Source organism: Proteus vulgaris (assembly GCF_016647575.1).
GTDB classification, from domain to species: Bacteria; Pseudomonadota; Gammaproteobacteria; order Enterobacterales; family Enterobacteriaceae; genus Proteus; species Proteus mirabilis_B.
In genome coordinates, this window is the sequence record NZ_CP032663.1 from 3044990 (window position 1) to 3056850 (window position 11861).

The 11861-nt window shown below is 38.0% G+C and carries 10 protein-coding genes; 9 read left to right on the forward strand and 1 reads right to left on the reverse strand.

The genetic code is table 11. From position 1 onward, the window contains the following. Positions 1-30: 30 nt before the first annotated feature. Positions 31-810 (reverse strand): transcriptional repressor AgaR, encoded by a 780-nt coding sequence (agaR, locus tag D7029_RS14085; RefSeq protein WP_194950985.1) that lies wholly within the window; start codon positions 808-810, stop codon positions 31-33. A 535-nt stretch (positions 811-1345) separates the two neighbouring features. On the opposite strand from agaR, the gene D7029_RS14090 reads away from it, so the two are divergent. The 9 genes from D7029_RS14090 (at position 1346) to tssC (ending at position 11854) form a co-directional block, all read left to right on the forward strand. Beyond that, complete coding sequence (locus tag D7029_RS14090) at positions 1346-2581, forward strand: anaerobic sulfatase maturase (protein WP_194950986.1); 1236 nt, start codon at positions 1346-1348, stop codon at positions 2579-2581. A gap of 40 nt (positions 2582-2621) precedes the next feature. Continuing rightward, positions 2622-4232 (forward strand): sulfatase, encoded by a 1611-nt coding sequence (locus D7029_RS14095; RefSeq protein ID WP_194950987.1) that lies wholly within the window; start codon positions 2622-2624, stop codon positions 4230-4232. A gap of 54 nt (positions 4233-4286) precedes the next feature. Next, a complete protein-coding gene (locus D7029_RS14100; RefSeq protein WP_194950988.1) occupies positions 4287-5762 on the forward strand; it encodes a DUF2264 domain-containing protein in 1476 nt (491 codons plus the stop codon). Between the two features lie 114 nt (positions 5763-5876). Next, on the forward strand, positions 5877-6731 hold the full coding sequence (locus tag D7029_RS14105; RefSeq protein WP_194950989.1) for a tagatose bisphosphate family class II aldolase: 855 nt from the start codon (positions 5877-5879) through the stop codon (positions 6729-6731). Further along, positions 6728-7699: a sugar kinase gene (locus D7029_RS14110; protein ID WP_194950990.1), complete on the forward strand. Its 972-nt coding sequence runs from the start codon at positions 6728-6730 to the stop codon at positions 7697-7699. The genes D7029_RS14105 and D7029_RS14110 overlap by 4 nt, the downstream gene beginning before the upstream one ends. Beyond that, positions 7680-8321 carry a bifunctional 4-hydroxy-2-oxoglutarate aldolase/2-dehydro-3-deoxy-phosphogluconate aldolase gene (locus D7029_RS14115; RefSeq protein WP_194950991.1) on the forward strand — a complete coding sequence of 214 codons (642 nt, stop codon included), beginning with the start codon at positions 7680-7682 and terminating at the stop codon, positions 8319-8321. The genes D7029_RS14110 and D7029_RS14115 overlap by 20 nt, the downstream gene beginning before the upstream one ends. Before the next feature lie 5 nt (positions 8322-8326). Further along, complete coding sequence (locus tag D7029_RS14120; RefSeq protein WP_088494865.1) at positions 8327-8908, forward strand: DJ-1/PfpI family protein; 582 nt, start codon at positions 8327-8329, stop codon at positions 8906-8908. Positions 8909-9785: 877 nt separating this feature from the next. Beyond that, the gene (tssB, locus tag D7029_RS14125) at positions 9786-10283 is read left to right on the forward strand and encodes a type VI secretion system contractile sheath small subunit (protein ID WP_088494861.1); all 498 of its coding nucleotides are present in this window, start codon (positions 9786-9788) and stop codon (positions 10281-10283) included. Positions 10284-10306: 23 nt separating this feature from the next. Next, on the forward strand, positions 10307-11854 hold the full coding sequence (gene tssC / locus D7029_RS14130) for a type VI secretion system contractile sheath large subunit (RefSeq protein WP_194950992.1): 1548 nt from the start codon (positions 10307-10309) through the stop codon (positions 11852-11854). Positions 11855-11861 lie beyond the last annotated feature (7 nt).

Genomic DNA, 11861 nt, shown 5'->3' on the forward strand with positions numbered 1-11861 from the left:
ACCGGCGGTGTTGCTAATGGAGTTAGCAAATTACGATGCCTTATCGTCGACGATAATCACTTCGATTTTGTGCTCTTTCAGTTCCTGAATATATTCTTCAGGGATACCTGAATCGGTCACTAAGATATCGATATCACCAAATTCTCTGATCATATGACAGCTGCGTTTACTGAATTTCGTAGAATCTGCAACCGCAATAATCGTTTCTGAGATATCACACATTAAACGGTTAAGACTGGCTTCCTGTTCATTGTGTGTGGTGATACCAACGCGTAAATCGAATCCGTCAACGCCTAGAAAAACCTTATCAAACCGGTAATTTCTAAGACTATTTTCAGCTTGTGAGCCTGAAAAAGACAACGCACTTTTTCGCAATACACCACCGGTCATTAATACTTCCACACCTGAGGTATTTGCTAACTCCATTGCGACATCCAGACCGTTAGTCATGACCACTACATTTTCGCGCGACTTTAAATGTGTCGCGATTTCGCGAGTAGTTGTCCCCGAGTCAAGAATGACGGTGTCTCCATCCTTTATCAGCGTTGCGGCAGCTTTCCCGATTAATGTTTTTATGCTCGCGTTTTGCCCACGTTTTTCGTGGATACTCAATTCGGCAATAAATCCTGTATTAGGAATTGCTGCACCATGAGAACGAACGATATAACCATTTTTCTCAAGAAAACTTAGATCGCTGCGGATAGTGACACTTGAGACTTTGAATAATTCAGCGAGATCTTCGACTCTGGCTTTACCTTGTTGGTTTACCATATCGAGGATTTCCATACGCCTCTCAACTGCCGCTTTCACTTTCGTCTCCTTACGAAACCAAAAGACTTTCTTTCGATTGGTTTCGAATGTAGTTTACTACGCCAATTTTTACCGACAATGCAAAAAAACAAAACTTTTGATCTCTTTCACAAAGTTTCGAATCACCATCGATTGCTTACGATTATTTTCGTGTAGCTTCAATAATAGCCTTGAGGCCACCAGTTTCCAATAAATAAAATGATATAACGCAACGCTATACTTATGATTACACCATATATCGCTATATAAAACACAATAATATAGATTTAATACAACTAAACTTCAAAAAATACAGAGTAAAACTTCACTACATTCATTTATTTTCGAAAAACAAATCAAGATAAATAGCTCAAATAGTCAATAAACCCTGAAATAGTATCAAATCGAAAGTATTGAAATCGAAAACCCACACTCTAAACTTTCGAAAATAACTTTCAATTACTTTCGATATTTCGTATTTGTGATTTTAATCTCTTTTGTTTTGATAAATTTTACGTAATGTAACAGGATAAAAAAGAAACTCAGGAAATGACTAATGGCATTAAATCAACCTGCTTATTTTCATATGATGGCAAAACCTACAAGCTACCACTGTAATATTAAGTGTGAATACTGCTTTTATCTGGAAAAAGAAAATATTTTTCAAGATGAAGAAAAAGAGGCTGGTCATATAGTCATGCCTGATGGTGTGCTGCGTCGTTATATTAAAGATTATATTCAATCACACGGTGGCGATCAGGTTGATTTTTCATGGCAAGGTGGTGAGCCAACGCTTGCAGGGCTAGCTTTCTTTGAACAAGTCGTCAAATACCAAAAGCAATTTGCTAACGGCAAAACGATTACAAATAGTGTACAAACCAATGCAATCGCCATTAATCGCCAGTGGGCGCAATTCTTTGCTGATAACCACTTTCTATTAGGCGTTTCAATTGATGGTATTGAAGCCGTTCATGATAAATATCGTATTTCGGTTAATGGAAGCCCTACTTTTGAAAGAGTAAAACGGGCAATTAACCTACTTAACGAGTATGGCGTTGAATTTAATACACTCACTGTCGTTAATGACCAAAATTGGAATAAAGGAAAAGAAACCTATCAAGCCTTAAAAGCATTAGGCTCAACCTTCTTTCAATTTATCCCAATTGTCGAAGTTGATAGACGCTTTCCTCATACTCACGGGGGTCATTACGCTCCGGGTCCCAATGCACAATTAGCGCCATTTTCCGTTCCTGCTGAAGGCTACGGACAATTTATGACTGAAGTGTTTAATGAATGGATACGCCAAGGCGATATTGGAAAAATATACATTCGTTTATTTGATAGTTTGTTAGGCACATGGATGGGATATCCTGCATCAACATGCATTCAATCTAAAACCTGTGGTCAGGCATTGATCATTGAAGCCAATGGTGATGTTTATTCTTGCGATCACTATGTTTATCCCGCCAATAATTTAGGCAATATCCATCAAAATAACCTTGCTCATTTAGCCACTTCAAAACAGCAACAGCGCTTTGGTCAAAATAAATATGACAAACAAACCAGCCTCTGCAAGCAATGTGAAGTACAAAGCTTATGTTATGGCGGTTGCCCTAAACATCGCATTATTGCTATTGAAGGTGAAAAACATCGCCATAACTACCTGTGTCGCTCTTATAAACAAATATTTCATCATACAGCGATAGGTATGCAACTAATGCAGCAAGCCATTTCACGGGGAGGTCTTGCTAGTGATGCGCTTCCTGCAATGAAAAGAAACTACCTAAAGTAACCCCTCTTTTATTTTATCTTGTTTATTCTGGAGACAATCCGTGACCTTACTTTCTGTTAAAAAAAGCCTACTAGCGGGGCTGATTGCTACATCGTGTTTAAGCATTCCAATCTCAGCTAATGCAGGTGGTACGCCTGAAAAGCCAAATATTTTATTAATAGTGATGGATGATTTAGGTACAGGACAACTTGATTTTGTACTGGATACCTTAGATGTTGATGCGTTAGCGCAAAGACCCACACCGCCACGTTATGAAGGCGATATCAATAAAATGGTAGAAGCGGCGCGCATTGCTATGCCCAATGTCAGTGAAATGGCAACAAATGGCACTAAAATGACCAATGCCTTTGTTGCCCATCCTGTTTGTGGTCCTTCCCGAGCGGGTATTTTTACTGGGCGTTCTCCAGCAAGCTTTGGTACTTACAGTAATGACGATGCCATTTTAGGTATCCCCCAAGATATCAAACTATTACCTTCACTTTTCCAAGAAAATGGCTATGCCACTGCCAGTATTGGTAAATGGCATAATGCAAAAGTTATTCGCAAACCGAAAATTAATGAAAGTAAGCAAACTCGCGATTATCACGACAATATGATTTCAACACCAGAAGCAGGTTATGCTCCTCATGAGCGCGGTTTCGATTATGACTTTAGTTATTATGCATCGGGCGTAGCTTTATGGAACTCACCTGCATTTTGGCGTAATGGTGTCAATGTTCCTGCTCCGGGCTATACCACGCATCTTTTAACAGATGAAACATTAAAATTTATTGATGAACATAAAGATAAACCTTTCTTTATTAATCTCTCTTACAGTGTTCCTCATATTCCGCTAGAACAAGCTTCACCCACTAAATATATGGAGAAGTTTGATACTGGTAATGTTGAAGCAGACAAATACTTTGCTGCCTTAAATGCAGCCGATGAAGGGATTGGTCAAATTATTGCAAAGTTAAAAGAAAACGGTGAGTTGGAAAACACGCTGATCTTTTTCTTATCAGATAATGGCGCAGTTAATGAATCGCCAATGCCAATGAATGCAATGGATAGAGGCTTTAAGGGGCAAATGTTTAATGGTGGCGTTAGAGTGCCTTTTATTGCCTATCAGCCCGGTACTATTCCAGCCGGAATGAAAAGTGATGAGATGATCTCTGCACTTGATATTTTACCGACGGCATTACAAACAGCAGGTATTGCTATTCCCGACAATCTAAATGTTGAAGGGAAAAACATCATGCCTTTACTTAAAGGTGAAACAACAAAATCCCCTCACAATTATCTTTATTGGGCCGGCCCCGGTACTAAACATTACAGCGAAGAAAACCAAGAGTTTTGGCACGGATATCATCAATGGATAACCTATCAACGTAAAACACCACCTACAAATCCTAATTTAGAAAAACTCTCTAAAGGTGCTTGGGCTGTACGTGACGGCGAATGGGCACTCTATTTTTATGATGATGGAAAAAATCAGCCTCAACTTTTTAACGATAAAAGTGATCCGGCTGAATCAATCGATCTTGCCAAACAAAATCCACAAAAAGTGACAGAGCTAAAAAATGCCTATTACCAGTGGATCAAGGATAAGCCAAAGCCTGTTCTTTGGAGACAAGATCACTATCAAATACTGGTGGATTCCGCAAAACCTTAATATTCAACTTCCGTTTTGTTTCGCAAGGATGCGTCTTTTTTCTGAGATACGAAAATGGCTATTGAAATTGCATCTTCAGCACGTCCTAAACTCCCTTATGAGCACCCAAATGTAGCAATCTACCAACGCTTATTTAAGGAGAATATCATTCGACGATTGGTCAGAAAATCTGCTTATCGTCGCTATGATAAAACGATTACTGACTTTTTTAATGATGAAAACCAGTCACTTTTTTCTTTATGCGAAATGCTGACACAATATGTCACACAGGCTTTTCATCATTACCAAGTCTGGGGTTACTCTCATGCTTATTATCCCGGAAGCCCGGGGCAACAAACAGCAAGAACTGATGCTCTTGAAGGTGTTAGCAGAGTACTTCCTCTACTTGCTGCATGGACTGTTAGTAGCAAAAAAAGTACGCTGATGGGATTAAATCAGCAACCTTTCAACTTACCTTTAATGATCAAACAAAGCTTTATCCATGGTACTGATCCACTTCATAAAGGATATTGGGGAAAACTCGAAGATTACGATCAGAGAATTTGTGAAGCATCTGATTTAGCGCTTACTCTTTGGATAAGCCGAGAATGGGTGTGGAATACATTAACGCCCGCAACACAACAACAAATTATTGCTTGGTTCGAACAAGTTAATCACTGCAAGATTGTCGATAATAACTGGCATTTCTTCCCTCTTACCGTCCAATTTGTGATTAAAGCACTCACAGGAAAAGACACGATTGCCCATTGGCGCTATGAACGATTAAAAGAGTTTTATGTTGGTGATGGATGGTTTCGTGATGGTGCAAAAGGTAATTATGATTACTACAATGCGTGGGGGTTTTACTATTCGTTGTATTGGCTAGCACAGATTGATCCTCAATTTGATACGACATTTATTACTCAATCACTTAATACCTTTAATCAACACTACCTTTATTTTATGACGCCAAAAGGTATTCCTTTCTTTGGTCGTAGCGCCTGCTATCGCCTTGCGGTTTCTGCTCCATTATTAGCTGGTGTCGATTTACACTGCCCTTCAGTAAAAGTAGGTGAGGCAAAACGCGCCTTTGAAAGCAGCTTGCGTTATTTTATATCTCAAGGTGCATTAAAAAATGGTGCTCCAACTCAAGGTTTATTTACTCATGATCCTCGTTTAGTTGATAACTACAGTGGTCCTGCCAGTAGTTTTTGGTCATTACGCGCCGTAATTATCGCGCTTTATTGCGCTGACCGTATCAATTTATGGCAAACGCCTTCACTACCTTTGCCTATCGAAAAAGATAACTTTCGTTTCGAAATTCCATCTATTCAAGCTTTAGTAACTGGAGTGAAAGCAACACAAGAAGTGAGTGTCATTTTTTGTGAAGATTATACGGAAAAACAAACACCGTTAACTCGCCGTTTAGAAAAACAGACCTTAGCACAAAAAGTCGCTGAAACCGTGATAGGACAGTCAAGACGACCGAAAAACAACTTATTACGCAAAGGGATCACCAGTTATAGCTCTAAAATGGCACATTTTTTCTAGTTGCCTTTCATTTGCTTTCAGTGCGAAGGCAATAAAAATGTGATTTAGATCTTTTACCTTTCTATTTCTTTCGTTTATTATTATTCGTAATTAAACGAAAGGTGAGAGGCAAACATGTATCTGGTTTCTACTCGTAATATGCTCAATAAAGCACAGCGTGAAAATTATGCTGTGCCTGCTTTTAATATTCATAACTTGGAAACCATTCAAGTTGTGATGGAAACGGCAGCTGAGATGGCATCACCTGTTATCTTAGCTGGTACACCAAGCACGTTTGCTTATGCAGGTAGTGATTATTTGATCTCTATTTGTCAGCAGGCTGCAGAACAATATCGTATCCCTGTTGCTCTACATTTAGATCACCATGAAGATATTCCTGATATCTGTCATAAAGTCATTTCAGGTGTACGATCCGCGATGATCGATGCCTCTCATTTTCATTTCGAAGAAAATATTCGCATCGTCAAAGAAGTGGTCAATTTCTGCCATCATTGGGATTGCACTGTGGAAGCTGAATTAGGTCGTCTTGGAGGACAGGAAGATGATCTTATCGTTGATACAAAAGATGCCCTATTCACCGATCCTGATTCAGCGGTACAATTTATCAAAGCAACAGGAATTGACTCATTAGCTGTTGCAATTGGTACAGCACATGGCATGTACAAACATGAACCTCATCTCGACTTTGATCGCTTAGAAATTATTCGTCAAAAAACAGACATCCCTTTAGTACTTCATGGTGCATCCGGTATTCCTGATGCAGATGTGCGACGTTGTATCGATTTAGGTATTTGCAAAGTTAACGTCGCAACTGAACTAAAAATAGCTTTCTCTAACGCAATCAAGCAGTACTTCTTAGATAACCCTGATGCAAGTGATCCTCGTCATTACCTTGTGCCGGGCAAAACTGCAATGAAAGCTGTGGTTGCAGATAAAATTCGTGTCTGTAAAAGTGATGGGAAACTGTGAAGACAAACAAAACTGTCGCCATTATTGGCGAATGTATGATAGAGCTTAGTGGTCAACCTTTTTTACCGCAACAACAACGTTTTGGCGGTGATACGTTAAATACAGCACTATATTTATCACGACTAATCCCTTCATTACATCCTCGCTATATTACTGGTTTAGGCACTGATACTTACAGTGCCTTAATGCAAAAAGCATGGGAAGAAGAAGGAATTAACTGCCAATCTGTTATTACTTTTCCCGAAAAACTTCCTGGCTTATATGCCATTGAAATTGATGCTTTTGGTGAGCGTAGTTTCCACTATTGGCGTAATGATGCAGCGGCACGTTATATTGCGACTGATAGCCGTTTTGCAGCACATCTCAATGCACTTTCTGATAATAGTGTGATTTATCTCAGCGGAATTTCTCTTGCTATTTTAACGTCAGAAGGGAAAGAAGCTTTACTCACGCAATTAACTCGCCTTAAACAGCGTGGGATCACCTTAATTGTGGATTCAAACTATCGATCTCGCTTATGGGATTCAATACCTCATGCACAAGAGTGGTTTGAGAAGCTGTATAGACTTAGTGATATCGCTTTAGTCACGGGTGATGATGAACAAATGCTTTGGCAAAAACCTATTTTGACTGAACAAGAAATAGCACAACGCCTTCATCAATGGGGTAATCAGAGTGTCATTGTCAAATTGGGAGCTAAAGGTGCATTTTGGTCTGAAGGTGAAACCAATGGCTACATTTCACCAAAACCCATTAACTCTGTTATTGATACCACCGCCGCTGGTGACTCTTTTAATGCCGCGTTTATTGCTGCTTGGCTACAAAATCACAGCTTAGCAACGTGCTGTTTATGGGGAAACACCTTAGCAGGGTTCGTCATCCAACACCATGGCGCCATCATTCCTCATGAAATTACTGATTCATTCTACACTCTAATCAAGGATAACCATGACACAGTCAATTGTTGATACTCTTTCATCACTGAAAGTGATCCCCGTGATCCAAATTAATCGCGCTGAAGATGCAATCTGGCTGGGTGAAATCTTAACCCAAAATCAACTACCTGTTGCCGAAATTACCTTTCGTACTCCTGCGGCAGTTAAAGCGATTAAGCTAATGCATGAACATTTTCCTGAACTCATTTTGTGTGCAGGAACGGTATTAACCGCACAGCAAGCTGATATAGCAAAAGAAGCTGGAGCAAGCTTCGTTATCTCTCCGGGTTATAACCCAAGTACGGTCGATTATTGTCTGCATAACGGCATTGATATTGTGCCGGGAATTAACAATCCAAGCCAAATCGAAGTTGCTCTTGAAAAAGGTTTAACCTTACTTAAATTTTTCCCCGCAGAAGCCTCTGGTGGTGTAAAAATGCTCAAAGCATTAGCTGCACCTTATGCTCAAGCCCAATTTATGCCAACGGGTGGAATTAGTTTAAATAACGTGAGTGATTACCTTGCTATTCCACAAGTTGTTGCTTGCGGAGGAAGTTGGATTGCCACAGCTGATACGATTGATAAACAAGATAAAGAAACCATTGTTAATCATATTCAAAGTATCCACTCATTACTAAAAACACATAAGGGATAAATAAAATGAAACAGGTTGCCGTTTTATTAGCTGATGGATTTGAAGAAGGTGAAGCTGTTGTTTTTATTGATATCATGCGCCGTCTTGATATTCATGTCGATGTACTTTCTTGCATGGATACTTTGGTATTAAATACGTATTTTGAAACTAAAATCAGTGCTGATTTTCTATTAACTGAAAAACTGACTCACAGTTATGACGCAATAATGATGCCGGGAGGCCCTAAAGGTACAGATCGTTTATGCGCTAACGAGCAAGTTATTCAATTTATCAAACGCCATATTGCCGAAGATAAATATATTTGTGCGCTATGCTCTTCTGGAGCAAAAGTATTAGCGGCCCACCATCTTCTTGAAGGTCGTAATTACAGCACAGGCGATAAATTGGCAGATAAATATGACGATGGTCATTATCTTGATCAAGATGTTGTTGTTGATGGTAAATTTATCAGTGCAAAAGGATTAGGTGTGAGTTTTGAATTTGCCTTTACGGTGGCTCGCCATTTATTAAGCGACAATACAGAAAAAGTAGACTGGCAAGCGAATCATATTTATTTCAAACACTGGCCGTTAGGTTATCTAAAATAGCTAAATTAATTAGTATTAACGATATAAAGGGGATTAACTCCCCTTTTTTATAACTATTAAAGCCATTCCCTATCACACTAAAAAGGCTAATCTAATGATTAATTATTCTCCGCTTCTTTCTCTCTATGTATACATAAAAAAAACTTTATATTAGTTCATCAAAAAAAGATTATTAACACTTATTTTGTTTAACTTAACGGTAAAAAATACTGTCATAAGTAGATTGATAAATTATTTTTAATTTTATAAATCAGAAATAAAAAATTAAATAAATAATTTTAATTTATGTTTATAAAAATAGTTATTTATTATAAAAATCAGATAAAACAGTAACAATTCGAGATCAATATATTTTAATAATAGTACAAGTAAAAACTTTTTATTCTGACTATTAATACTTAATAAAATAAGTATTAATTACCATAAAATAATAAGTGTAAAATATTACACTTATTTTAATTCACTCTCTTCATTTCTATTTCTTTATTTCCTTTTTTTATTATCCACACACAAATAAAGTAACACCACTTTATTATACTTAATGTTATCAATAAACCTATCTACTATGTATATATACCAATCAAATCAATTAAAACGGCTCAATATAGAAACACACTATCGAATATTTGAATAATATATAAAATAAACATCAAATTATGATGTTTATTTGGAATATATCTCCAGCAATCCTTAATATCCTTTCTTTCCATTTCATTTTGATTTTAGAGATATCTCTTAAAAACGTTAAGATAAATTGATTTATTTAATTTTGTTTAATATAAGGAGGTATGCCTTAAGATAAATTTCTTGGTAGTGAAATTACTTAATATTCCCACTCTCAAGAGATCCTTTATTCGTTTAATACAAGGATTTTATTATGTCAGATAGTTTTCAAAATGAAGTTCCTAAAGCGCGGGTAAATATAAAACTCGACTTACATACAGGTGGAGCACAGAAAAAAGTTGAGTTGCCTTTAAAACTATTGGCCATTGGTGACTACAGCAACGGAAAGGATAAACGCGTTCTTTCAGAAAGAGAAAAGGTCAATATTAATAAAAATAACTTCAACAGCGTTCTTACTGAATTTTCCCCTTCCGTCAACCTTACTGTAAAAAACACATTAGCTAACGATGGTAGTGAGGAAAGCATCAATCTGTCATTTAAAGAGATGACAGACTTTGAACCAGAACAAGTTGCTCGCCAAATACCCCAACTGCGCGCCATGCTGGCAATGCGTAATCTCTTACGTGATTTGAAATCTAACCTCCTTGATAACATCACTTTTCGTCGTGAACTCGAAAATATCCTTAAAGATCCTGCATTAAGTGATGAATTACGCGAAGAGTTATCTCAACTCGCACCGAAAAAAGACTAATTGGGTTTTATCATTACAGGATTATGCTTATGTCAGTTAATAGCGAAAGTATTTCAAAAAGTACAACAACTGTACTTGATGAGCCCGCCAATAGCGGTGTTTACGCCTCTCTCTTTGAGAAAATCAACCTCACACCCGTTTCTCAGGTGAGTGATATTAATATCTTCCAAGACAATAGTGCTCTGGCAGATACAACAGCAAATGAGCGCGTTACTGTTGCCGTTCAAGTTTTTCTCGACCGATTAAAATCTTCAGGTCAAAAAATTGAACGCTTAGATAGAAATCTACTCGATCATCACATCGCTGATTTAGACAGACAAATTAGTGAACAACTTGATGAAGTCATGCATCACGAAGAATTTCAAAAAATTGAATCAGCATGGCGTGGATTAAAATTCTTAGTTGATCGCACTGATTTTCGTCAAAATGTAAAAATTGAACTTCTGGATGTTGCCAAAAACGATTTACGACAAGATTTCGAAGATTGTCCAGAAACGATTCAAAGTGGTCTTTATCACCACACTTATATTGAAGAGTACGACACTCCTGGTGGTGAGCCTATTGCAGCAATCATCTCTAATTATGAGTTTGATCGTAGTCCTCAAGATATTGCTCTGTTACGCAATATTGCAAAAATATCAGCATCTGCTCATATGCCATTTGTTGGCTCAGTTGGCCCTGCATTTTTTGGTAAAGACTCTATGGAAGAAGTCGCTGCCATTAAAGACATCAGCAACTACTTTGACCGTGCTGAATATATCAAATGGAAATCTTTCCGCGATTCTGACGATGCCCGCTACATTGGTTTAACAATGCCTCGTGTTTTAGGTCGTCTTCCTTATGGCCCAGAAACTGTTCCTGTACGCAGTTTTAACTATATTGAAGAAGTAAAAGGCCCAGACCATGAGAAATATTTGTGGACAAATGCGACCTTTGCTTTTGCTGCCAATATGGTTAAAAGCTTTATTAATAATGGTTGGTGTGTACAAATCCGTGGTCCTCAGGCTGGCGGTGCGGTAAAAGATTTACCTATTCATCTTTATGATTTAGGAACAGGAAGTCAGGTCAAAATTCCATCCGAAGTCATGATCCCTGAAACACGAGAGTTTGAATTTGCCAACCTCGGTTTTATTCCGTTGTCTTACTATAAAAACCGTGATTACTCTTGTTTCTTCTCTGCAAATTCAGCACAAAAACCCGCTATTTATGAAACGGCTGATGCAACAGCTAATAGCCGTATCAATGCACGCTTACCTTATATTTTCCTCCTTTCACGAATTGCTCATTATCTGAAATTAATTCAGCGTGAAAATATCGGTACCACAAAAGATCGTCGCTTATTAGAGCTCGAATTAAATAATTGGGTTCGTAGTTTAGTTACTGAAATGACTGATCCAAGTGATGACTTACAAGCCTCTCACCCACTTCGCGACGCCAAAGTGGTTGTAGAAGATATTGAAGATAATCCAGGCTTTTTCAGAGTGAAACTGTACGCCGTTCCGCACTTCCAAGTGGAAGGAATGGATGTGGATCTCTCGTTAGTATCTCAAATGCCAAAAGCGAAAGCATAAGGTGAAG